The sequence below is a fragment of the Aeromonas sp. CD genome (assembly GCF_033349375.1).
In the GTDB taxonomy this organism is placed as follows: Bacteria; Pseudomonadota; Gammaproteobacteria; order Enterobacterales; family Aeromonadaceae; genus Aeromonas; species Aeromonas hydrophila.
Genome location: NZ_CP137631.1, coordinates 3,042,523 through 3,065,244, shown reverse-complemented (window position 1 = coordinate 3,065,244; position 22,722 = coordinate 3,042,523). Strand labels below are relative to the sequence as shown.

Below are 22,722 nucleotides of genomic sequence, written 5' to 3'. Positions count from 1 at the left end.
GCCGCTCCTGGCTGGCCGGCGCCCCTTCACGCTGCAATCAGGTACCTTATGCCATCCCACGACACCTTGACCCTTCGCCCCCTCGAGCGCGAGGATCTCAAGTTCGTCCATCAACTCAACAACAACGCCAGCATCATGCGCTACTGGTTCGAGGAGCCGTACGAGGCGTACATGGAGCTGGCCCAGCTCTATGACAAGCACATTCACGACCAGCACGAGCGCCGTTTCATCCTCGAGGTAGCGGGGGACAACGTGGGGCTGGTGGAGCTGGTGGACATCCGCAGCATCCATCGCCGCGCCGAATTCCAGATCATCATCGCCCCCGCCCATCAGGGGAAAGGCTATGCCAAGACCGCCACCTTGAAGGCGATGAAGTACGGCTTCAACGTGCTCAATCTGCACAAGCTCTATCTCATCGTCGATCGGGACAACGCCCGGGCGATCCACATCTATCAGGAGCTGGGCTTCGAGCCGGAGGGGGAGCTCAAAGAGGAGTTCTTCATCGATGGCCAATACCGCACCGCCATTCGCATGTGCCTGTTCCAAAGAGACTTCCTGGCCCAGAATGGTCGAGGTGGCTGAACTCCCGTACGGACGTGAAGGGCTGCTGACGGGGCGTGTTCGCCTTGCCAGCCAGTGGCCCTGACCCCCATGAAAAGGGCGTGTATTTGAGGCAGAATTTGCGCCATCTATCTGTTACACTTCGCGCCCGCCATTTTCCGGCCACTCTCTGACTTGATGTCAGGCACAGCCGTCGGTGGTCTGCACCGACTTTTCGCTCATGCCGAGCTAACCAAGCCAGCCACAGTCCAGCTGGAACACAGGAACCCATTATGAGATTTGAATCGTTCGATTTTGCCCCAGAGATTTTGCGCGCCATCTCAGAGTGCGGTTATCAGGAGATGACCCCTGTGCAGCAGCAGGCGATCCCGGCCATCCGCCGCGGTCGTGACGTGCTGGCCAGCGCCCAGACCGGCACCGGCAAGACCGCTGCCTTTGCCCTGCCCATCCTGCAGCGGCTGGTGGACAACCCCGCGCCGGTGCAGCCGTCCAACGCCCGGGTGCTGATCCTGACCCCGACCCGCGAGCTGGCGGCCCAGGTGGCGAGCAACATCAATGACTTCGCCAAGCATCTGGATATCACCACCCTCACCATCTACGGCGGTGGCAAGCAGGATGTGCAGGCCAGAAAACTGAAAGCGGGCGCTCACATCATAGTGGCGACCCCGGGCCGGCTGCTGGAGCACCTCACCGCCTGCAACCTGAGCCTCTCCGGTGTCGAGTGCCTGGTGCTGGATGAAGCGGACCGTATCCTCGACATGGGCTTCAGTGCCGATGTGCAGCAGATCCTGCAGGCGGTCAACAAGACCCGTCAGAACCTGCTGTTCTCCGCCACCTTCTCCGAGGCGGTGAAAAAACTGGCCAACCTGATGCTGGACAAGCCCCAGATAGTGAGCGTCAACAAGCAGAACTCCACTGCCGATACCGTCAGCCACACCGTCTATCCGGTGGAGCAGAAGCGCAAGCGCGAGCTGCTCTCCGAGCTCATCGGCAAGCAGAACTGGCCGCAGGTGCTGGTGTTTGCCAGTACCCGCGAGAGCTGCGACGAGCTGGTGGCCGAGCTGAACCTCGACGGCATCAAGTCCGCCGTGGTGCACGGCGACAAGGCTCAGGGCAGCCGTCGCCGCGCCCTGCGCGAGTTCACCGAAGGCAAGCTGCGGGTGCTGGTGGCCACCGAAGTGGCCGCCCGTGGCCTGGACATCCCGGATCTCGAGTACGTGGTCAACTATGATCTGCCGTTCCTGGCGGAAGACTACGTGCACCGCATCGGCCGTACCGGCCGTGCCGGCAAGAGCGGCATGGCCATCTCCTTCGTCAGCCGTGAAGAAGAGCGCACCCTGCTGGAGATCGAGGCGCTGATCGGCCAGAAGATCCGCCGCATCATGGTGCCGGGCTACGAGGTGAGCAGCCGCGACGAGCTGATCAAGCAGTTGCAGGAGCGTCGCCGCTTCGGCAAGCGCCCGCAGCGGGAAGACAACGCCGCCGCCCAGGCCATGGCCGAGGCCAAGCTGCAGGGCCAGCGCCTCAAGCGCCTGGCTGCCGCCAAGAAGCCGCGCCAGCCGAAATAAGGCGCGCAGGCCGCTCTATTGAACCGCAAAGGCGCCACTGGCGCCTTTGCCATCTCTGTCATCGGTGTTGACCCCTGGTGGTCAACTCAAGGATTGCTTATGACCGCTCCTACCTACAATCAGGCCCTGTTCGAGATGGCCAGCCAGAGTCTGGCCGAACTGGCCCGCACCGCCGAGCAGAAGGCTGGCAAGCGTACCCCGGCGCAAGAGAGCCATTTTCTCTGCACCTGGATGGCCGACTCCCTCAAGGAGAAGCGCTTCTCCCGGCTGGTGATGGAGGATTTGAAAGATTGGGTGCAACTTGGCCGCACCCTGGGGGCCGGCGCCGATCTTAAGGGGCTGCTTGAGCGGATCATGAGCCAGTATGAGCGGGCCATGGCCGAGCCGACCGGGCTCGGCAGCCGGCTGGCCGCCCTGTTGGCCGAGCTCGTGGCCGAGGGTTGGTTAGTGATTACCGACAGCGAGGTGAGCGCCAAGCTGCGTCTGCAATCGGGCGGTCAGCCGAGCCTCATCATCAGCGCCAGCGAGTATCAGGGCCACATCGAGGCGGGTGAGCTTATCAAGCCGCTCACCCTCTATGTGCGCGGCGACGAGGCCCGGCTGGCACGGGCGGCCTTTGCCCACCACCTGCTGCTGAGCCAGGGCAACAAGAAAACCACCCTGGTCAAGCACCACAAGGCTTACCGGCTGGTGCCGGACAATGCACAACCGGCGCTGGCGCTGCTGGTAGGCCCCTGAACGGGGTCTGCTTCATTTGTCTGAAACCCCGGCCCGGTGCCGGGGTTTTTTATGAGCGCGGGGCGTAGTTGCAGGCAGGGGAAAGGGGGAGGGCGGCGCGACTCTTGTCGCAGCAAGCGGGGACATTGGGCATTCCCCCTATCCTGGGGGGCGTCCCCCATATGGTGGGATGGTCGCGGAAAAAAACTGCTCTAGGGTGAGTGGGCCCCAAAGAGGGCCTTGAAGGAAGCAAACCGCCTGACAAGGCGACACTCAATGAATGAGGAAACATGATGAAAGCGACTCCCATTGCCCTGTTGCTGGCCGGCGTGCTGGCCTCCCCGCTCTGCGCCGCAGGGCTCGACGCCCAGCTCACCCTGGTGGATGGCAACAGTGACGACGTGCGCGTCAACCTGACCCTGACCAACAGTGGGGACAAGCCGGTCCGCCTGCTCAAATGGCAATTGCCGGGCAGCGAAGATGCCCCCCTGTTCCTGGTGGAGCGGGACGGCCAGCCGGTCAGCTACGAGGGGGCCCTGATCAAGCGGGCAGCCCCGACCGACAAGGACTTCCAGCTGCTCAAGGCCGGCCAGAGCCTGACGGTGCAGGCCGAGGTCTCCGGTCTCTACGACATGAGTGCCCAGGGCCAGTACAGCATCCGCTACCTGCTGCCGACGTTGCCGCAAGAGGCGAAAGCCGCCAAGGCCAAGCAGGCCCAGGTGAGCGAATCCAATGTGGTGACCCTGTGGGTGGACGGAGTGAGTGACGAGCGGGTGCTGGCCAAGGCGGCCCCCCTGGCCGAGCCGCAGGCGGTGACCGCCTCGGTCAGCTTCAGCGGCCGCTGCACCAACACCCAGAAGAGCGACATCCTGGCGGCGCTCGATGCGGCCAGCGGCATCACCAACAACTCCAGCAGCTACCTGGCGGTGGACAAGCCGGAAGGCCAGCGTTATCGCAGCTGGTTTGGCGCCTATGATGCATCGCGCTGGGAGCAGGCCGAGACCCACTTCAGCAAGATCAAGGATGCCATCGACAACAAGCCGCTCACCTTCGACTGCGGTTGCAAGCAGAGCTACTTTGCCTATGTCTATCCGGATCAGCCCTACAAGGTCTACCTGTGCAAGAGCTTCTGGACTGCACCGGTCAGCGGGACCGACTCCCGTGCCGGCACCATCGTCCACGAGCTGAGCCACTTCAACGTGGTGGCGGGCACCGACGATCTGGGTTACGGTCAGGCCAATGCCCGCAACCTGGCGAAGACGGATCCGGTCAAGGCGCTCAACAACGCCGACAACCACGAGTACTTCGCCGAGAATACGCCGAGCGAAAACTGATTTGCCGACCGGGGGCCGCAAGGCCCCTTCTTGTCCATGTTGTTTGTCACAGGAAGGAGCGATCATGATGACACTCTTGCTCACCACCCTGGCGCTGGCCCCCCTGCAGTGCGACCTGTCGGTCAAGGCACAAAGCCGGGTCAACGAGCCGCTGCCGCTGGTGATGACCCTGACCAACCGGGGGGAGGGGCCGCTTGAAGTGCTGAGCTGGTTCACACCGTTCGAAGGCTGGTTTGCCGATGCCATTGATCTCACCCTCGATGATCGGCCGATACCTTACAAGGGCCCATTGGCCAAGCGGGGCAACCCGGGCGCCGAGGATTTCTTCTTGCTGGGGGCCGGTCAGCAGAGCCAGGCCGACGCGGATCTGACCCTGGTCTACGATCTCTCCCACCCCGGCCGCTACCAACTGAGCTACCGCGCCCAGCCGCTGACCCTGACCCGGGGCGTGGCTCCCCGCTGCCCCGTCATTCACTTCACCCGGCTGCCCGCCTCCTAGGGCAGCCCCTGCGTACTACCTAAATAGCATCCGGCCCGGTGAGCGGCGCCAGCAGGCCTGCCGCGCGGGCGGCCACCGCCAGATAACGGTCTGCCAGCAAAGGCCTGGCGAGTCCCTCCCGCCAGCAGCAATGCACCAGCTTGATCACATGATCATCGAGGCTCGCCACTGCCCGGGCCAGCACGTTTTGCCACGACAGCTTGCCGGTATCGGGCCAGACCGGCGTCTGCAGTGACGGCGCGCCGACCGTGACATAGGCGGCCGCCACTGCCTGCCACATCAAAGCCTGCCAGCGCGCTTGCCATGGCGTTGGCAGGTGGCTGGTGACGATGGCGGCAGCGCGACTGCCGGTCACCATGTGCAGCACGGTAAAATTGCCGGTCTGCCAGTAGAGGGCGAGGGCCGCGTCGGCCAGCTGCACCAGCAGATCCGATGACGATACCCCGCTCGGCAACCCGGTGGCCCAGGTCGGCGCATCCGTCACCTGCCGCAGTCGCTCGGTGATCCACTCCCCCTGCCAGCATGCGCCTTCCCATTGTTGGGCCAGCGCACTCAGCAGAGCGTCGATATCCTGCACCGGCGCCCGCTGCCCGGCCGGCACCCGTAAGGGTCTGCACTGCCAGGCGGCCAATGCGGCGGCCTGCTCTCCCAGATGGCCATTTTCCAGCGCGCAGGCAAAGCGGATCAGCGGATGGAAGGCGCCGCCGGCCGGCGAGAGACCCTGTTCCAGCAGGCTGGCAAAGGTGGGCAGCCAACCCTCGTCGTCCAGCCGTGTTGCCAACTGCTGACGCAGCCGGACAAACTGCAGCTCCTCCTCATCCCCCTGCCGTTGTTCACCCCCCGGCAGGGCATAGTTGGCCTGCCAGTGTGCGAAGAACTGCTGCAGCTGGCGGGGATTGGCGCCCATCTCGTGCAGGGCGTGCAATGCCATCGGGCAGTGGTTGGTGGTGCCGCGCCCGTTGAGGGCAAAGGCTCGATTGGCATCGAGCAGATGATGAAGATGATGCATAATCATTTGACTCCTTTCATAAGGGGAGACAGGATTGTGCAAGTTAAAGCTAACTTGAGGTCAAGCGTGGCGATGGAACGCAAATGGCTGGCCATCGGCCAGATAGCCAAACGCTCGGGCGTCAAGGCCAGCGCCCTGCGCTTCTACGAGCAGAAGGGGCTGATTGGCAGTGTGCGCAGCGAGGGGGGCCAGCGGCTCTATCCGCAGGATGTGCTGCGCCGCATCGCCTTCATCCGGGTGGCGCAGGGCATGGGGCTGAGTCTGGGCGAGATAGGGGAGGCCCTGGCCGGTCTGCCGGAAGGGCGCACCCCGGATCGCCGCGACTGGGACGGCATTGCCGGCCAGTGGCAGAGCCTGCTCGATCGGCGCATCACCACTCTGCAGCAGCTCAAGGAGAAGCTTGGCGCCTGCATTGGTTGCGGTTGCCTCTCGCTGGAGCACTGCGCACTTTACAATCCGGATGATCAGGCCGCCGGGCAGGGCGAGGGTCCCCGCTACCTGCTGGGGGATACGGCACCGAGCGGGCCGACAGCAAAATGATGAACATGAGGGGCGGTCCAGCCATGCCATGCACCGGGCCGACTCGTTTACACCGTCAAGGAGGAGACATGGCACTGGAACAACTGAAACGGGAGTTGGAGCTGTTTGGCGAGCAGAATGACGGCGCGCAACAGTCCCGTGGCAGCAAGATGCTCAACATTACCCGCGATACCGGCGAGCTGCTGGCGGTGCTGGTACAAACTAGGGGGGCCGATGCGGTGCTGGAGATCGGCACCTCCAACGGTTACTCCACCCTCTGGCTGGCCGAGGCAGTCAAACGGCTGGGGGGCCGGGTCACCACCATCGAGCTGGACGAGAGCAAACGGGCCATGGCGGCCGCCAACTTTCAGCGGGCCGGGCTTGAATCCTGGATTGAGCAGTTGGCAGGGGAAGCCGGTACGCTGCTGCCCACCCTGCCGACGGCCGCTTACCCGCTCATCTTCCTCGACTCCGATCGCCAGCACTACCAGGCCTGGTGGCCCGAGATCCAGCGCCTGCTGGCCCCCCGCGGTCTGCTGGTGGTGGACAATGCCATCTCCCATCGCGAGGAGCTGGCCGAGTGGATGGCAGAGGTGGAGCAGGATCCGGCCTTTGCGACCTCGCTGGTGCCGGTGGGCAAGGGGGAGTGGCTGGTGGTGCGGTTGTAGGGGACAGGCATGGAAAACAAGACCATGGAACCAAAAGCAGTGGTGGAGGCCTACTGGCAGGCCATGCAGAGCAACGATTTCGTCAAGGCCTCCAGGTGGCTGAGCGATGACTTCCTCTGTGACTGGCCCCAGTCGGGGGAGCGGATCGAGGGGCGGGCCAACTTCGTCGAGATCAATCGACGCTACCCGGCGGCCGGGCCCTGGAATTTCGATGTCGTCCGCCTGCTGGAGCAGGGGCGGGAGGTGGTGACCGAAGTGGTGATCACCGACGGTGAAGTTGAGGCGCGTGCCATCACCTTCCACACGGTGCGTGGCAATACCATCTGCCATCAGACCGAATTCTGGCCCGATCTCTACGAGGCGCCGCACTGGCGTCGTCACTGGGTCACCAGCATCCCGCGGGAGTCGCAACCCGCCTGACATGGTTTCCGCTGGCGGAGCGCCGCCAGCGGGGCTATTCCTCGGCCAGTCCGGTCATTATTTTTCGTTATCCATTATTTCGCTAAATATCCTCGTATTTCATGGTTGGGTCATGCCATGAGCCACGTTATGTTTCATCCATACCGCCAGCAAGCACTATGAAGGTTATCTCTACCGATAATTAATTTACACATGATAACCGGCTGGTTTTATTTTGTGGTGGTTGGCAAGCGCTCTGGATGTTCATAAATATAACGAGGTGAATAATGAAAAAACGGCACTCCCTGTTTTTAATGGCGGCACTGCCGCTGGCACTCATGACATCGGTACAGGCACAGTCCAGCCTGGCCGAGATCCAGCGGGCCGGGGTGATCAAGATCGGTACCGAAGGGGCTTATCCTCCCTTCACTTATCACGACAAGAGCGGCAAGCTGGTGGGCTTTGACGTGGAGATAGGCGAGCTGATTGCAAGCGGTCTCGGCGTGAAGCCGCAGTTCGTCGAGGGCAAGTGGGACGGGCTCATCGCCGGGGTGGACGCCAAGCGCTACGACCTGGTGCTCAACGAAGTGGCCATCACCCCGGAGCGGCTGAAAAAGTATGATTTTTCAGATCCCTACATCACCTCCAAGGCGGTGATCGTGGTGCACAGCGACAACCACAGCATCAAGAGTTTTGCCGATCTGAAGGGCAAGAAATCCTCCCAGTCGCTGACCAGCAACTTTGCCCAGCTGGCGAAATCATCGGGCGCCGAGGTGGTGGCCACCGAGGGATTCAACCAGTCCCTTGAACTGGTGTTGACCGGGCGGGTGGATGCCACCCTCAACGACAGCCTCTCCTTCCTCGACTTCAAGAAACAGAAGCCGGACGCCAAGCTGAAGGTGGCGGCCACCGAGGCCAAGGGGGATCAATCTGCCGCCCTGCTCGCCAAGGGACAACCCGAGTTGCTGGCCGCCATCAATCAGGCGCTGCGCAATGCCAAGCAGGATGGCGAATATCAGAAAATATCGCAGAAATATTTCGGCACCGACGTCTCGCAATAATATCGCGGCAACATAATAACAACTGAGGATATTAACGTGCCGGCCTGGTTGCAGTTAATGATCGACTCTTTTTGGCCCCTGCTCAGTGCGGGGCTTATTTTTACCGTGCCACTCACCCTGATCACCTTCGTGCTGGGAATCGTGCTCGGCTTGTCGGTGGCGCTGGCCAGATTATATGGTCCGGCCCCGCTGGTGATGCTGGTCCGCTTCTATGTCTGGCTTATTCGGGGCACCCCGCTGCTGGTGCAGCTGTTTCTGATCTTTTACGGTCTGCCGAGCGCCGGCATAGTGCTGGATGCCTTCACCGCCGCGGTGATCGGCTTCACCCTCAACATCGGTGCCTACAGCTCGGAGATCATCCGTGCCACCCTGGCGGCCATCCCCAAGGGGCAGTGGGAGGCGGCCTACTCGATTGGCATGAACTGGCCCCAGGTGATGTGGCGGGTGATCCTGCCGCAGGCGGCGCGTATCGCGGTGCCGCCGCTCTCCAACACCTTCATCTCCCTGGTCAAGGACACCTCGCTGGCGGCGGCGGTGACCGTGCCCGAGCTGTTTCAGGCGGCTCAGCGGCTCGCCTCCGTCACCTATGAGCCGCTCATCCTCTATGTCGAGACGGCCCTCATCTACCTGTTGTTCAGCTCGGTGCTCTCCACCCTGCAAGACAAGCTGGAGCAGCGACTGGCTTACAAAGAGACCCGGGAGGTCGCCCTATGATCCGCTTGAGTGACATCGAGAAACAGTTTGCGGGGCAGCGGGTGTTGAAAGGGGTGGGGCTGGCGGTGGCCGCGGGCAGCGTCACCGCCCTGATCGGCCCCTCCGGCAGCGGCAAGAGTACCTTGCTGCGCTGCGTGAACCTGCTGGAGCGACCCGACGCAGGCCAGCTGGTGCTGGGGGGCAGCGAGCTCGACTTTACCCGGCATCTGTCACGGCAAAGCGTGCTGGCTTTGCGCCAGCAGACCGGCATGGTGTTCCAGAATTTCCAGTTGTTCCCGCACATGACGGTGCTGGAGAACGTGATGGAAGGGTTGGTGACCGTGTTGAAGTGGCCCAGGGAGCGGGCGGCGGCGCGCGCCCTGCAACTGCTCGACAAGGTGGGGCTCAGACACAAGGCCCAGGCGGTGCCCGCCACCCTCTCCGGCGGTCAGCAGCAACGGGTGGCCATTGCCCGGGCGCTGGCGCCGGCCCCCAAGGTGCTGCTCTGTGACGAGCCCACCTCGGCGCTGGATCCCGAGCTTGCCCAGGAGGTAGTGGCGGTGCTGCGCCAGCTGGCCAGTGAGGGCACCACCATGCTGATCGCCACCCACGACTTGCGTCTGGCGGCCCAGATCGCCCAGCAGGTGATCTTTCTGGAGGCGGGAGAGGTGGTGGAGGCGGGCAGTGCGCGCCAGATGTTCACCACCCCCAAGCGGGCGCGTACCTTCGAATACATCTCCACCCTCACCGAGCGGCTGCCGGAGAGCTGGAGCATCTAGCCGGTTGTGGCTGAGCGACATAAAAAAACAGCCCCGCACGAGCGGGGCTGTTTGCATGATGGCTTGGTTGCGACGGCAGATCACACGGCCAGATAGTCCATGATCCCTTCGGCCGCCTTGCGCCCCTCATAGATGGCGGTCACCACCAGATCGGAGCCGCGCACCGCGTCGCCACCGGCGAATACTTTGGGGTTGCTGGTCTGGAAGGCATGCTCGGCCTGCTCCGAGGCCTTGATGCGATCCCGGCCATCAAGCTCAATGCCGTGTTCCGCCATCCAGGGCTGAGGATTGGGCTGGAAGCCGAACGCCATCACCACCGCATCGGCAGCCAGCACCTGCTCGGAGCCTGTCACAACCACCGGATTGCGGCGACCATTGGCATCGGGGGCGCCGAGCTCTGTGCTCACCACCTTGATGCCGCAGGTGCGGCCCTGGGCGTCCAGCTCGACGCCGACCGGCTGCAGGTTGAACATGAATTCAACCCCCTCTTCGCGGGCATTCTTCACCTCCCGCTTGGAGCCCGGCATGTTCTCCTCGTCGCGGCGATAGGCGCAGATCACCTTGTCGGCCCCCTGACGGATGGCGGTACGCACGCAGTCCATGGCGGTATCACCACCGCCGAGCACCACTACCTGCTTGCCGGCGAAGTCGATGTAATCGGCTTGCGCCTTCTCAAAGCCCAGCAACCGGTTGGCGTTGGCGATGAGGTAGGGCAGGGCGTCATAGACTCCCGGCGCCTCCTCGTTGGCAAAGCCGCCCTTCATGTACTTGTAGGTGCCGACCCCGAGGAAGACCGCATCGAACTCGCCGAGCAGGTCGGCGAAGGTGACATCGCGGCCCACCTCGGTCTCGAGGCGAAACTCCACCCCCATCCCCTCGAAGATCTCGCGGCGACGCTGCATCACCTCTTTTTCCAGCTTGAAGGAGGGGATGCCAAAGGTGAGCAGACCGCCGATCTCCGGATACTTGTCGAACACCACCGGGGTGACACCGCCCCGAGCCAGCACGTCGGCACAGGCGAGGCCCGCCGGGCCGGCGCCGATGACGGCGACCCGCTTGCCGGTCTTGACCACCTTGGAGAGATCGGGCTTCCAGCCCATCTCGAACGCCTTGTCGGTGATGTATTTTTCGATGTTGCCGATGGTGACGGCGCCAAAGCGATCGTTGAGGGTGCAGGCACCCTCACACAGTCTGTCTTGCGGGCAGACCCGGCCACACACCTCCGGCAGACTGTTGGTCTGATGGGAGAGTTCCACCGCCTCCAGAATGCGGCCCTCGTTGGCCAGCTTCAGCCAGTTGGGGATGTAGTTGTGCACCGGGCACTTCCACTCGCAGTAAGGGTTGCCGCAGTCGAGGCAGCGATCCGCCTGCATGCCGACCTGGGCCTGGTTGAAGGACTCGTAGATCTCCACGAACTGGATCTTGCGGATCTTGAGCGGCTTCTTGGGCGGGTCGACCCGCTGCACGTCGATAAACTGAAATACGTTCTGGCTCATAGGGTTCCCTCCTTATTGCGCCTGGATTCTGAGTTCTGCACTGGAACGGCTGGTGTGGCCAAGCAGCGATTTGACGTCGCTGGACTTGGGTTTGATCAGCCTGAACTTGGGCACATAGGAGTCGAAGTTGGCCAGGATCTCCTCGGCGCGCGAGCTGCCGGTTTCATTGAGGTGCGCCGTGATGATGCCGCGCAGGTGCTCCTGATGGATGGCGAGATCCGCCACGTCCAGCAGTTCTACCAGCTCGGGGTTGGTGCGCTTGGCAAAGTTGCCGCACTCGTCGAGCACGTAGGCGAAGCCGCCGGTCATGCCCGCCGCGAAGTTGACGCCTGTGGTGCCGAGCACGGTGACGATGCCGCCGGTCATGTATTCACAACCGTTGTCACCGATCCCCTCGACTACCGCCAGCGCCCCTGAGTTGCGCACCGCAAAGCGCTCGCCGGCGGTGCCCGCAGCGTAAAGTTTGCCGCCGGTGGCGCCGTAGAGGCAGGTGTTGCCGATGATGGCCGCCTCGTGGGATTTGAATGCCACGCCGACATGGGGTTTGATCACCAGCTTGCCGCCGGTCATCCCCTTGCCCACGTAGTCGTTGGCGTCCCCGGTGAGGATCATCTCAAGGCCGCCGGCGTTCCAGACGCCGAAGCTCTGGCCGGCGGTACCGTTGAAGTGGACCCGCACCGGATCGGCCGCCATCCCCTGGTTGCCGTGGCGCTTGACGATTTCGCCGGACAGACGCGCTCCCACCGAGCGGTCGGTGTTGCGGATGTCGTAGCGAAACTCGCCGCCGCTCATGTTTTCCACCGCCTCCAGCAGATCTTCCACCATCTTGAGGTTCAGTGGCCCCTTGTCGAAGGTGGGGTTGTGCTGCTGGCTGAACAGGCTGGAGCCTGCCGGTGCCACCGGGCTGGCCAGAATGCCGGAGAGATCCAGCTTGGCCTGACGGGCGGTGAGGCCGGGCAGCGCTTCCAGCAGGTCGGTACGACCGATGAGATCGGTCAGCTGGGTGACGCCAAGCTGGGCCATCAGCTCGCGGGTCTCCTCGGCGATGAACTTGAAGTAGTTCATCACCATCTCCGGCAGGCCGGTGAAGTGCTCGCGGCGCAGCTTCTCATCCTGAGTGGCGACGCCGGTGGCGCAGTTGTTCAGGTGGCAGATACGCAGGTATTTGCAGCCCAGCGCCACCATGGGGCCGGTGCCAAAACCGAAGCTCTCGGCGCCGAGAATGGCCGCCTTGATGATGTCCAGACCCGTCTTGAGACCGCCGTCCACCTGCAGCCGCACCTTGTGACGCAGGCCGTTGGCGACCAGCGCCTGCTGGGTCTCGGCCAGCCCCAGCTCCCAGGGGGAGCCGGCGTATTTGACCGAGGTGAGCGGGCTCGCGCCGGTGCCGCCGTCGTAGCCGGAGACGGTGATGAAGTCCGCATAGGCCTTGGCCACGCCGCAGGCGATGGTGCCAACGCCGGGCTCGGACACCAGTTTCACCGACACCAGGCAGTTCGGGTTGATCTGCTTGATGTCGAAGATGAGCTGGGCCAGATCCTCGATGGAGTAGATGTCGTGGTGGGGCGGCGGCGAGATCAGGGTCACGCCGGGCACGGAGTAACGCAGCTTGGCGATCTGGGCCGTCACCTTGTCACCGGGCAGCTGGCCCCCTTCGCCGGGCTTGGCGCCTTGGGCCACCTTGATCTGCACCACGTCGGCGTTCATCAGGTAGTGGGGGGTGACGCCAAAGCGCCCCGATGCCACCTGCTTGATGCGCGAATTCTTCTCGGTGCCGAAGCGCTTGGGATCCTCGCCGCCTTCACCCGAGTTGCTCTGGCCGCCCAGACGGTTCATGGCCACCGCCAGCGCTTCGTGGGCTTCCGGGCCCAGCGCGCCGATGGACATGGCGGCGGAGTCGAAGCGGGGGAACAGCTTGGCAGCCGGCTCCACCTGCTCCAGTGCCACCGGGTTGTCGACCTTCTTCAGGGTGAGCAGATCGCGCAGGGTGGCGACCGGGCGCTCGTTCACCAGACGGGCGTATTCCTTGTAATCGGCATAGTTGCCGGAGCGCACCGCCACTTGCAGGGTCTGCACCACGTCCGGGTTGTAGGTGTGGTACTCGCCGCCGTGGACGAATTTGAGCAGGCCACCCTGGGTGAGGGCCTTGCGGGCCAGCCAGGCCTGACGGGCCAGATTGAACTGATCCTGCTGGATGTCGGCAAAATCGGCGCCCTGGATGCGGCTCGATACACCGCGAAAACACATCTCGACCACGGCTTTGGAGAGGCCCACCGCTTCAAACAGCTGGGAGCAGCGGTAGCTGGCCACCGTGCTGATGCCCATCTTGGACATCACCTTGTAGAGCCCCTTGTTGATGCCGTTGCGGTAGTTGAGCATGGCCTGGCGCAGGCTCATCTTGAGCACGCCCTCTTCTACCTGCTTGGCGAGCGTCTCGTAGGCGAGGTAGGGGTAGATGGCGGTGGCGCCAAAGCCCAGCAACACCGAGAAGTGGTGCGGGTCGCGCACGCTGGCGGTTTCCACCAGGATGTTGGCGTCGCAGCGCAGGTTGTTGTCCACCAGGGTGCGCTGCACCGCCCCTACCGCCATGGCGGCCGGGATGGGCAGGCTGTCGGCACTGACGTCCCGATCCGAGAGGATCAACAGCACGGTACCGGCCTTGGCGGCAGCCTTGGCCTCTTCACAGATGCGCAGGATCGCCGCTTCCAGGCCTTCTTCGGGCTTGAAGTTGAGGCTGATCACCTGATGGCGATAGTGTTCCCCTTCCAGTGCCAGCAACTGGTGGAAGTCGGAGTAGAGCAGGATCGGTGACTGGAACAGCACCCGGTGGGCGTGGCCGAAGGTCTCGTTGAACACGTTCTGCTCGCGGCCGATACAGGTGGCCAGCGACATGACGTGGTTTTCCCGCAGCGGATCGATGGGCGGGTTGGTGACCTGGGCGAACATCTGGCGGAAGTAGTCGTACAGGGTGCGCTGGCTGGAGGAGAGCACCGCCATCGGGGTGTCATCACCCATGGAGCCCACCGCTTCCTGGCCGTTCTCACCCAGTACCCGGATGATCTGATCCAGCTCCTCATAGGAGTAGCCGAACAGCTTCTGATAGGTTTTCAGCTGATCGTCGGAGAATTCGCGGGCGCCGGTGCTGGCGTCATCCATCTGCTCGAACGGCACCAGCCGCTTGCAGTGCTTGTCCATCCACTGCTTGTAGGTGTGACGGCTCTTGAGATCGTCATCGATCTCGAAGCTGGTCCAGATCTTGCCGTTGCTGGTATCCACCACGAACAGCTCGCCCGGGCCGACCCGGCCCTTCTCCAGCACTTCGTCCGGGGTGTAGTCCCAGGTGCCCACTTCAGAGGCCAGCGTGATGAACTTGTCCTTGGTGATGACGTAGCGGGCCGGACGCAGACCGTTTCTGTCGAGCGCGCAGGTGGCGTAGCGACCGTCGGTCATGACGATGCCGGCCGGGCCATCCCAGGGCTCCATATGCATAGAGTTGAAGTCGTAGAAGGCGCGCAGGTCGTCATCCATGTTCGGGTGCTTCTGCCACGCAGGTGGGATCAACAGGCGCATGGCACGGAACAAGTCCATGCCGCCGGCCAGGAACAGATCCAGCATGTTGTCGAGGCTGGATGAATCCGACCCCGTGGTGTTGACGAAGGGGGCGGCCTCTTGCAGATCGGGGATCAGCGGGGTGGCGAACTTGTAGCTGCGTGCCTTGGCCCACTGGCGGTTGCCGGCGATGGTGTTGATCTCGCCGTTGTGGGCGAGGTAGCGGAACGGCTGCGCCAGCGGCCAGCGTGGGCTGGTGTTGGTGGAGAAACGCTGGTGGAACACGCAGATGGCCGCCTGCATGCGAATGTCGGCCAAATCCAGATAGAAGCGCGGCAAATCCACCGGCATGCACAGTCCTTTGTAGACGGTGACCAGGTTGGAGAGGCTGACCACGTAGAAGTAGTCGTCGCTGATGCGTTTCTCGATGCGGCGGCGCACGATATAGAGGCGGCGCTCGAGATCCTTGTCGACCCAGCCGGGCGGGGCGTTGACAAAGACCTGTTCGATGCTGGGCAGGGAGGCCTTGGCGATGGGGCCGAGTACATTGGTATCGATAGGCACCTTGCGCCAACCGACCAGACTCAGGGTTTCCTTTTCCAGCTCTTCGTCGATGATGTCGCGAGTGGCTTGCGCCAAGACGGGATCGGGGTTGAGAAACAGCATGCCGACCGCGTAGTTGCGGCCCAGGTGCCATCCCTTCTCTTCGGCGACAGCTCTGAAGAAGCTGTCGGGTTTTTGCAGCAACAGACCGCAGCCGTCGCCGGTCTTGCCGTCGGCGGAGATACCGCCGCGGTGCTGCATGCGAGCCAATGCTGACATCGCGAGACGGACAAGCTTGTGGCTGGCTTCACCTTCCATGTGGGCCAACAGGCCGAAGCCACAGTTATCCCTCTCCAGCTTTGGATCATATAGTGACATTGCATTTCTCCCTTGCTCGGCCTTGCATCGCACTGTCATCAACAGACTGCATAAATTGCGATTGGCTCTTGTGGTTCCGTCCGCCTGAGGTGGCGAATCTCCAAACTAATGGGATTTTTCGGCAAGGTCAATTGGACATCCCGGCTGTTTTCATTATCACAAACTCATAACAAAATGTCGGGGTGCGGGTCTATATGGGGTATTAACTGGCGATTGCTCTGGTTATTTTTGTTTTTGTAGAGTTTTGTATTGTCATATAGGGCTTTGTTGGTTGACTCAATGGGGGCAAGGATTTGTAGTAATTTTACCAATCCACTCGACAAGTGAATGGCCGAGATCACAATAACGAAGTAGATGACTTGCATTTGCAAAACCACCGTCTATGAGAAAATTTTCATTATTCAACAAACTGTTAGAAGATGGTTTTGTGGTGGTGTTGGGCCTTCGCCAAATTGGGGATGAGTCTCGAAAGCGTCGATAACTACCCATTTGCTGATATTTATCCAGCTATTGGTGAATATTTATATGTTTTCCCGACTCTATCCTCTCTTGATCCAGCGCAGCGCTGCGCGCGGCCAAGCTCGTACAATGACGCCCCTTTACTGGAGGTGTCATGCAGTTACACGAACTCGTCAATACATTCGGCCAGGATCTCAAGCAGCGCCATGGCCAGAAGATCCACAAGCTCTCCATTCACGGTGCCTTCACCTGCCCGAACCGGGACGGTACGCTGGGCCGTGGCGGCTGTACCTTCTGCAATGTCTCCTCCTTTGCCGACGAGTCGGCCCAGCAGCTTTCGGTAGTGCAGCAACTGCTGGCTCGCCGGGATGAAGTGACCCGGGCCAAACGTTATCTCGCCTACTTTCAGGCCTATACCAGCACCTATGCCGAAGTGGAGTACCTGCAGCGCATGTATGAAGAGGCGCTGTCGGTGAGCGACATGGTGGGCTTGTGTGTAGGGACGCGTCCAGATTGCGTACCGGATGCGGTACTGGACCTGCTGGCCGGTTATCAGGCCCGGGGTTACGAGGTATGGCTGGAGCTGGGGTTGCAGAGCGCCAACGACAAGACGCTGCAGCGCATCAACCGGGGCCATGGTTATGCCGCCTATGTTGACGCTGTGACCAGAGCCCATCAACGGGGCATCAAGGTGTGCGCCCACCTGATTGTCGGTCTGCCCGGTGAAGTCGCCATGGACAGCCTGAATACGCTGCAGCGCATCGTGGAGACGGGTGTGGAGGGGATAAAACTGCACCCGCTGCACGTGGTAGAGGGGAGCACCCTCGGCAAGGCGTGGCAGGCGGGTCGACTGGAGGTGCCGAGCCTGGCGCAGTATGTGGAAGCGGCGGTCGCCATGATCCAGCACACGCCGCCCGAGGTGGTGTACCACCGCATCTCGGCGTCGGCACGCCGTCCGACTCTGTTGGCGCCGGCCTGGTGCGAGAATCGCTGGACAGCCATGGCTGACATTGCTAGTGAACTGGCCCGCTCCGGCGCCCAGGGTCATGCGCTGGGGCGCCCTTTTTCGCTTTCTGGCAATATCGACTAGGTAATCAGATTTCATCAAAAAAACAGTGAGTTATTAGATGAAATTCAGTCTTTGCGGTATAGTTTCGGTAAAATTGTCTTGATATAGTACTTGGCTTGAAAAAGATATCATTATCAATAAGCTTGTATTATTTCCAATTTGGACGGGATATATCGGAGGTGGCGCCATCTTGTGTCGCGATCCGCAACTAAACTGCCCGTCTCGCCTTTGGGTGTAATGCCTATCAGGTCTGCCAATGACATTCAGTGTCATGTACCTGTGCTTAATGTGTATCAGGCTGTTGATCCCTTCTCGGGGAGCTCTGTTCTTTATGTCACGGGATCGTCTGCGCCAAACTGCGCCCGTGAAGCTTGAATATCGGTGTGGCGATAGAGCCGGCCCAATCATGCAGTGACAGGATGCTATGCAAGCAGAAACTAACCGTATTGACGAGTTGTTGGAGTGCCTGGTCTTTCTGACCCGCTTTTATGGGGTGCCCAACAGCAAGGATGCCCTGACGACCGGTTTGCCACTGGTGTCCGGCCTGCTGACGCCCAACCTGTTTGGCCGTGCCGCCGAGCGGGGCGGACTGTCGGCCCGGGAAGTGATCCAGCCGCTTGCCGAAATCTCCCCCTTGTTGCTGCCTTGCGTGCTGCAGATGCGTAACGGTGGCGCCTGCATTCTGCTGGAGTGGAATGAAGACAGGAGTCAGGGCAAGGTCATCTTTCCTCAGGCGGGAGATGCGGCCCAGTGGCTCACTGCTGCCCAGCTGGGTGATGAGTATCTGGGCCGACTGTTTTTTGTCAAAAAGCAGTTCAAGTTCGATGAGCGCTCCCCCAAGGTGCTGGAGACCCGTGACGGGCACTGGTTCTGGAGCACTCTGTTTGAATCCCGTGGCATCTATCGGGACGTATTGATCGCGTCCATCCTCATCAACCTGTTTGCCATCGCCAGCCCGCTGTTCACCATGAACGTCTACGACAAGATAGTGCCCAATCTGGCATTCGATTCCCTTTGGGTGCTTGCGGTCGGGGCCATGGTGGTGTTCACCTTCGATTTCGTGATGCGCCAGCTGCGCAGCTACTTCATTGACATCGCCGGTAAAAAATCGGATGTGCTGTTGTCGGCCAAGATCTTCGCCAAGGTGATGGGCATGCGGATGGAGTCGCGGCCGGCCTCGACCGGTGCGTTTGCCAAACATCTGCAGGAGTTCGAATCAGTACGGGAATTTTTTACCTCCGCCACCGTCTCTACCCTCATCGACCTGCCGTTTGCGGTCTTCTTCCTGTTCATCATCTGGATTTTCGCCGGGGTCATGGTCGTGGTACCGATCGTTGCCATGCTAATCCTCATTATTTACAGCTTCTATATTCAGGCGCCGCTCAAGCAGTCCATCGAAGAGGGGTCGCGTCTTGCTTCCCAGAAGAACGCCAACCTGATCGAGAGTATTTCAGGCCTTGAGACCGTCAAGATTTTCGGGGCCGAGAGCATGTTCCAGCATCGCTGGGAGCAGGCCGTTTCCCATATCTCGACCTGGGGCGTGCAGACCCGCCGCATCACCAACTCCATGTCTTCGCTGGCCAGTTACATCCAGCAGGTGGTGACGGTGGCATTGGTGATTGTCGGCGTTTATCAGATTTCGGAAGGGCTGGTCACCATGGGGGGCATGATTGCTGCCGTCATGCTGTCAAGCCGTGCCATTGCGCCCATGGTGCAGTTGTCTGTGCTCTCCACCCGCTACAACCAGGCCAAGTCCGCCCTGGAAATCCTGGAAAAAATCATGGTGACACCGGGCGAGCAGGAAGAGGGCAAACAGTATATCCACCATCCCGTGATCTCCGGTCGGATCGAGTTTGACAATGTATCATTCAAGTACCCTGGGATGGAAACCAGCACCCTGCACAACATCAATCTGCGGATCGAGCCGGGCGAGAAGGTGGCCATCATAGGCCGGATCGGGGCGGGTAAAACCACGCTCGAGAAAATATTAATGGGCTTGTATCGGCCCACTGATGGCTCGGTGCGGCTCGATGGATTCGAGCTGGATCAGCTGCCGGCCTCGGTGATCCGGCGCAACATAGGTTGTGTCCCGCAGGACGTGACCCTGTTTTTTGGCTCGGTACGCGACAACATCATGCTGGGCAATCCGTTGGTGGATGATGTACGGGTCATGCGGGCAGCCAAACGGGCCGGCGTCACCAATTTTACCAATCGGGATCCCAACGGGCTGGATCGGCAGATCGGTGAAGGGGGCCGCCAGCTCTCCGGTGGTCAGCGTCAGGCCATTCTGCTGGCGCGAGCCCTGCTCAACGACCCCCCCATTCTGGTGATGGACGAACCCACCTCCAACATGGATAACCAGTCCGAGATGCAGGTCAAGCATGAGTTGGCACGATTGGGGCCGGAAACGACCCTGATCCTGATCACTCATAAAACCTCCATGCTCGATGTCGCTTCACGGGTCATCGTGGTTGAACAGGGGCAGGTGGTGGCCGATGGGCCCAAAGAGGCTGTGCTGCAGCAGTTGAAAGAGGGCAAGGTGCGTGTACAGGAGGCGTCCAATGGCTAAATTTGGCCTGTTCAAGAAGGCGCCATCCGATACCATGTTGCCGTCACCAGAACACCTTGAATTCGTCGATGACGGTGCGGCTGCAGTATTACTGAGTACCCCGACTAGGGCCAGGGCATTGCTGTGGGCCTGCTTCCTGTTTTTTATGAGCGCCATCGTCTGGGCTGCCTGGGCTGAGCTCGATGAGGTCACCGTTGGCCAGGGCAAGGTCATCCCTTCCCGTCAGTTGCAGGTGATCCAGAACCTGGAGGGGGGGATCGTCAAGGAGATCTTCGTCAAAGAGGGTGACATCGTTGAAAAAGGGCAGCCGCTCTTGCGCATCGATGACACTCGCTTTCGCTCCGATTTTCGTGAACGGGAGCAGGAGCTGGTGACCCTCAAGGGGGATATTGCCAGGCTGCGCGCCGAAATCCAGAGCGTGGTGGTCAAGACCGGCCCCAATCTGGGGTGGCGCGAGCAGGTCGTGGTCGACAAGCAACCCATCGATTTCCCGGATGGTTTCGAAAACGTCTTTGCCGAATATGCGGCTCGAGAAAAATCAGTTCAGGATGAGCGCCTCAACAACTTGAACAACCAGCTCTATATTCTGGGGCAACAGATTGAACAGAAAGAGCAGGAGACCATAGAGCTCAACGCCAAGATCAGGACGGTGGCGCGTAGTGTGGATCTGGCGCGGCAGGAACTCAATATCAGCCGCCCCTTAGCCAAGGAGGGGATAGTACCTCAGGTCGAACTGATCAAGCTGGAACGGCAGGTCAACGAAATGCAGGGGGAATTGGAGAGCAACCGGCTGCTTATTCCCAAGCTCGATTCCGTGTTGCGGGAGACCATCTCCAAGCGCAACGACATTGCCTTGAAATTCCGGGCCGATTCGCAGACCGAGCTCAATGAACGGCAAGGCAAATTGAGCCAGCTGTCCGAAGGCCAGGTTGGGCTACGGGATCGGGTGGATCGCACCAGCGTGATCGCGCCGCTCAAGGGTACCATCAAGAAACTCAAGATCAACACGCTGGGTGGTGTGGTGCAACCCGGCATGGATCTGATGGAAATTGTTCCGCTGGAAGACACTCTGCTGGTCGAGGCCAAAGTGTCGCCCAAAGATATCGCGTTCTTGCGGCCAGGGCTGGAGGCCGTGGTCAAGATTACTGCCTATGACTTCACAATTTATGGAGGATTACATGGCAAGGTTGAACAGATAAGTGCTGACTCGATCCAGGATGAAGAGGGCAACTCCTTTTACCTGGTACGAGTACGCACCGAGAAAAGTTACTTGGGCGATGAGCTTAACGCACTTCCCATCATCCCCGGTATGTTAGCCAGTGCAGATATTATTACTGGTAAAAAAAGTGTCCTAGACTATTTGCTTAAGCCGATTTTACGGGCAAAGCAGTCGGCACTGAGAGAACGATAAGCCAACAATCTAAAAACAACATGACTGGAGATACCATGAAGAAGACGATTGTTGCCATGTTAGTAAGTGGCGCCGTGCTGTTCCCGGGCCTTACCCAGGCCCAAACATTGGAACAGTCAGTGGCACAGTCACTGGCTACCCATCCCAAAATCAAGGAAGCTTTTGATCTCTATCAGGCGCGACTGTATCAGCATGATGGAGCCAAAGGTGGTTACTATCCCACCATCGATCTGCGCGGCGGTGTCGGCTATGAGAAGACTGACAGCCCGTCAACTCGTGCGGCCGGGGCGAACTCGACCACCATCGATGATTCCATGACCCGTAAAGAGGCCGGTATCAGCCTGCGCCAGATGCTGTTTGATGGTTTCAACGTCAGCAGCAACGTGGCTCGTACCGATGCCGAAGCCAACGCCCAGCGTCTGGCCATGATCTCCGAGGCGGAGAATACAGCCCTGCGCGTGGCTGAGGTTTACCTCAACATGCTGCGTCAGCAGGAGATCCTCGAGCTGTCCAAACAGAACCTGGAAACTCACGAGCAGATCCGCAGCGACATCAGCAAGCGGACCGATTCTGGCTTGGGATCCACTGCAGACCAGACCCAAATTGATGGTCGTGTTGCCAGAGCCTATGCCAATCAGGCGGCTGCCGAAAACAACTACCGGGATGCCGAGAGCGAATTCATCCGGGTAGTCAACGAGATGCCAAAAGATTTGGTACAGCCGGTGCCGGATGCTCAGCTCATTCCGGGCAGCCTGGATGCCGCCTTGAAGACGGCGACCGAAGTGCATCCGACCTTGCTGTCATCCTTGCAGGATATCGAAGCCGCCAAGTATCAGCATGAAGGCTCCAAGTCCGGTTTTTATCCCAACGTCACGTTTGAAGTGGATCAGAACTGGAACGAGGACATTGATGCAGTAAAAGGACGCAATGACGACCTGACCGCCATGGTACGCATGCGTTACAACCTGTTCCGTGGTGGTTCCGATCTGGCGCAGAGCAAGGCGACGTCTGCTCTCTATTCCCAGGCGAAAGATATTCATATGAATGCTTTCCGTCAGGTTGAAGAGGGAACCCGCCTGGCCTGGAACGCCAAAGAGTCTTTGACCAAACAGAAGACCTTCCTGAAAGAGCACGTGGATGCCAGCTATGACACCGTACAGGCGTACAAGAAGCAATTCGGATTGGGCCAGCGTACCTTGCTTGACGTACTGAACACCGAGAACGAACTGTTTGAGGCCCGTCGCAGCTACATCACGGCCGAGTACGACTCCTTGTTGGCGGATTATCGGATCCTCAATGCCACTGGCAGTCTGCTCAATGCGTTTAATGTGAAGCAGCCCGCCGATTGGCAAGCTAAACAGTAATGGAGTGCGCATCAGGTTTGATGCGAGTGAAAGGGATGGCTGCAGCCGGGCTGCCGCCATCCCTTGTCTCTGACGGC

18 protein-coding genes are annotated in these 22,722 nt (G+C 60.7%); 15 read left to right on the top strand and 3 right to left on the bottom strand.

Annotation, left to right across the window (positions count from 1 at the left end):
• The first annotated feature begins 48 nt into the window (after window positions 1–48).
• From speG to R2E40_RS14095, 5 genes are all read left to right on the top strand, one after another.
• The gene (gene speG / locus R2E40_RS14115) at window positions 49–582 is read left to right on the top strand and encodes a spermidine N1-acetyltransferase (RefSeq protein ID WP_318163664.1); all 534 of its coding nucleotides are present in this window, start codon (window positions 49–51) and stop codon (window positions 580–582) included.
• Window positions 583–833: 251 nt separating this feature from the next.
• Window positions 834–2,129: a DEAD/DEAH box helicase gene (locus R2E40_RS14110; RefSeq protein WP_016351179.1), complete on the top strand. Its 1,296-nt coding sequence runs from the start codon at window positions 834–836 to the stop codon at window positions 2,127–2,129.
• Window positions 2,130–2,228: 99 nt separating this feature from the next.
• A complete protein-coding gene (locus R2E40_RS14105; RefSeq protein ID WP_029300062.1) occupies window positions 2,229–2,867 on the top strand; it encodes a DUF2913 family protein in 639 nt (212 codons plus the stop codon).
• A 269-nt stretch (window positions 2,868–3,136) separates the two neighbouring features.
• Complete coding sequence (locus R2E40_RS14100) at window positions 3,137–4,180, top strand: M35 family metallo-endopeptidase (RefSeq protein ID WP_318163663.1); 1,044 nt, start codon at window positions 3,137–3,139, stop codon at window positions 4,178–4,180.
• Between the two features lie 64 nt (window positions 4,181–4,244).
• Entirely contained in the window at window positions 4,245–4,679 is a 435-nt protein-coding gene (locus R2E40_RS14095; protein ID WP_024945781.1) for a hypothetical protein, read from the top strand.
• 19 nt (window positions 4,680–4,698) lie between these two features.
• On the opposite strand, the gene R2E40_RS14090 is transcribed toward R2E40_RS14095, so the two are convergent.
• Window positions 4,699–5,694 (bottom strand): questin oxidase family protein, encoded by a 996-nt coding sequence (locus tag R2E40_RS14090; RefSeq protein ID WP_318163662.1) that lies wholly within the window; start codon window positions 5,692–5,694, stop codon window positions 4,699–4,701.
• A 66-nt stretch (window positions 5,695–5,760) separates the two neighbouring features.
• Between R2E40_RS14090 and soxR the strand changes: the two genes are divergently transcribed.
• From soxR to R2E40_RS14060, 6 genes are all read left to right on the top strand, one after another.
• Window positions 5,761–6,228, top strand: a complete 468-nt coding sequence (gene soxR, locus R2E40_RS14085) for a redox-sensitive transcriptional activator SoxR (protein ID WP_318163661.1) — start codon at window positions 5,761–5,763, stop codon at window positions 6,226–6,228.
• Window positions 6,229–6,296: 68 nt separating this feature from the next.
• Window positions 6,297–6,875 (top strand): O-methyltransferase, encoded by a 579-nt coding sequence (locus tag R2E40_RS14080; protein WP_318163660.1) that lies wholly within the window; start codon window positions 6,297–6,299, stop codon window positions 6,873–6,875.
• 9 nt (window positions 6,876–6,884) lie between these two features.
• Entirely contained in the window at window positions 6,885–7,295 is a 411-nt protein-coding gene (locus tag R2E40_RS14075; RefSeq protein ID WP_016351173.1) for a nuclear transport factor 2 family protein, read from the top strand.
• Window positions 7,296–7,561: 266 nt separating this feature from the next.
• Window positions 7,562–8,335, top strand: a complete 774-nt coding sequence (locus R2E40_RS14070) for an amino acid ABC transporter substrate-binding protein (RefSeq protein WP_041217828.1) — start codon at window positions 7,562–7,564, stop codon at window positions 8,333–8,335.
• A 57-nt stretch (window positions 8,336–8,392) separates the two neighbouring features.
• A complete protein-coding gene (locus tag R2E40_RS14065; RefSeq protein WP_017410894.1) occupies window positions 8,393–9,049 on the top strand; it encodes an amino acid ABC transporter permease in 657 nt (218 codons plus the stop codon).
• Entirely contained in the window at window positions 9,046–9,807 is a 762-nt protein-coding gene (locus R2E40_RS14060; RefSeq protein ID WP_318163659.1) for an amino acid ABC transporter ATP-binding protein, read from the top strand. The genes R2E40_RS14065 and R2E40_RS14060 overlap by 4 nt, the downstream gene beginning before the upstream one ends.
• A gap of 80 nt (window positions 9,808–9,887) precedes the next feature.
• On the opposite strand, the gene R2E40_RS14055 is transcribed toward R2E40_RS14060, so the two are convergent.
• On the bottom strand, window positions 9,888–11,303 hold the full coding sequence (locus R2E40_RS14055) for an FAD-dependent oxidoreductase (RefSeq protein WP_139748781.1): 1,416 nt from the start codon (window positions 11,301–11,303) through the stop codon (window positions 9,888–9,890).
• Between the two features lie 12 nt (window positions 11,304–11,315).
• Window positions 11,316–15,773, bottom strand: a complete 4,458-nt coding sequence (gene gltB / locus R2E40_RS14050; RefSeq protein WP_318163658.1) for a glutamate synthase large subunit — start codon at window positions 15,771–15,773, stop codon at window positions 11,316–11,318.
• A 613-nt stretch (window positions 15,774–16,386) separates the two neighbouring features.
• Between gltB and R2E40_RS14045 the strand changes: the two genes are divergently transcribed.
• The 4 genes from R2E40_RS14045 (at window position 16,387) to R2E40_RS14030 (ending at window position 22,645) form a co-directional block, all read left to right on the top strand.
• Window positions 16,387–17,322: a TIGR01212 family radical SAM protein gene (locus tag R2E40_RS14045; protein ID WP_042066796.1), complete on the top strand. Its 936-nt coding sequence runs from the start codon at window positions 16,387–16,389 to the stop codon at window positions 17,320–17,322.
• 403 nt (window positions 17,323–17,725) lie between these two features.
• A complete protein-coding gene (locus R2E40_RS14040; RefSeq protein ID WP_029303873.1) occupies window positions 17,726–19,870 on the top strand; it encodes a type I secretion system permease/ATPase in 2,145 nt (714 codons plus the stop codon).
• The gene (locus tag R2E40_RS14035; RefSeq protein ID WP_318163657.1) at window positions 19,863–21,281 is read left to right on the top strand and encodes an HlyD family type I secretion periplasmic adaptor subunit; all 1,419 of its coding nucleotides are present in this window, start codon (window positions 19,863–19,865) and stop codon (window positions 21,279–21,281) included. The genes R2E40_RS14040 and R2E40_RS14035 overlap by 8 nt, the downstream gene beginning before the upstream one ends.
• 35 nt (window positions 21,282–21,316) lie before the next feature.
• Window positions 21,317–22,645, top strand: a complete 1,329-nt coding sequence (locus tag R2E40_RS14030; RefSeq protein WP_029303871.1) for a TolC family outer membrane protein — start codon at window positions 21,317–21,319, stop codon at window positions 22,643–22,645.
• Window positions 22,646–22,722 lie beyond the last annotated feature (77 nt).

Bases quoted from the DNA above. Each gene is read 5' to 3' on its own strand.
- R2E40_RS14095 (WP_024945781.1), top strand. From the start codon at position 4,245: ATGATGACACTCTTGCTCACCACCCTGGCGCTGGCCCCCCTGCAGTGC.
- R2E40_RS14040 (WP_029303873.1), top strand. From the start codon at position 17,726: ATGCAAGCAGAAACTAACCGTATTGACGAGTTGTTGGAGTGCCTGGTC.
- R2E40_RS14075 (WP_016351173.1), top strand. From the start codon at position 6,885: ATGGAAAACAAGACCATGGAACCAAAAGCAGTGGTGGAGGCCTACTGG.
- soxR (WP_318163661.1), top strand. From the start codon at position 5,761: ATGGAACGCAAATGGCTGGCCATCGGCCAGATAGCCAAACGCTCGGGC.
- R2E40_RS14100 (WP_318163663.1), top strand. From the start codon at position 3,137: ATGATGAAAGCGACTCCCATTGCCCTGTTGCTGGCCGGCGTGCTGGCC.
- R2E40_RS14030 (WP_029303871.1), top strand. From the start codon at position 21,317: ATGAAGAAGACGATTGTTGCCATGTTAGTAAGTGGCGCCGTGCTGTTC.
- R2E40_RS14070 (WP_041217828.1), top strand. From the start codon at position 7,562: ATGAAAAAACGGCACTCCCTGTTTTTAATGGCGGCACTGCCGCTGGCA.
- R2E40_RS14090 (WP_318163662.1), bottom strand. From the start codon at position 5,694: ATGATTATGCATCATCTTCATCATCTGCTCGATGCCAATCGAGCCTTT.
- R2E40_RS14105 (WP_029300062.1), top strand. From the start codon at position 2,229: ATGACCGCTCCTACCTACAATCAGGCCCTGTTCGAGATGGCCAGCCAG.
- gltB (WP_318163658.1), bottom strand. From the start codon at position 15,773: ATGTCACTATATGATCCAAAGCTGGAGAGGGATAACTGTGGCTTCGGC.
- R2E40_RS14045 (WP_042066796.1), top strand. From the start codon at position 16,387: ATGCAGTTACACGAACTCGTCAATACATTCGGCCAGGATCTCAAGCAG.
- R2E40_RS14110 (WP_016351179.1), top strand. From the start codon at position 834: ATGAGATTTGAATCGTTCGATTTTGCCCCAGAGATTTTGCGCGCCATC.
- R2E40_RS14065 (WP_017410894.1), top strand. From the start codon at position 8,393: ATGATCGACTCTTTTTGGCCCCTGCTCAGTGCGGGGCTTATTTTTACC.
- R2E40_RS14055 (WP_139748781.1), bottom strand. From the start codon at position 11,303: ATGAGCCAGAACGTATTTCAGTTTATCGACGTGCAGCGGGTCGACCCG.
- speG (WP_318163664.1), top strand. From the start codon at position 49: ATGCCATCCCACGACACCTTGACCCTTCGCCCCCTCGAGCGCGAGGAT.
- R2E40_RS14080 (WP_318163660.1), top strand. From the start codon at position 6,297: ATGGCACTGGAACAACTGAAACGGGAGTTGGAGCTGTTTGGCGAGCAG.
- R2E40_RS14035 (WP_318163657.1), top strand. From the start codon at position 19,863: ATGGCTAAATTTGGCCTGTTCAAGAAGGCGCCATCCGATACCATGTTG.
- R2E40_RS14060 (WP_318163659.1), top strand. From the start codon at position 9,046: ATGATCCGCTTGAGTGACATCGAGAAACAGTTTGCGGGGCAGCGGGTG.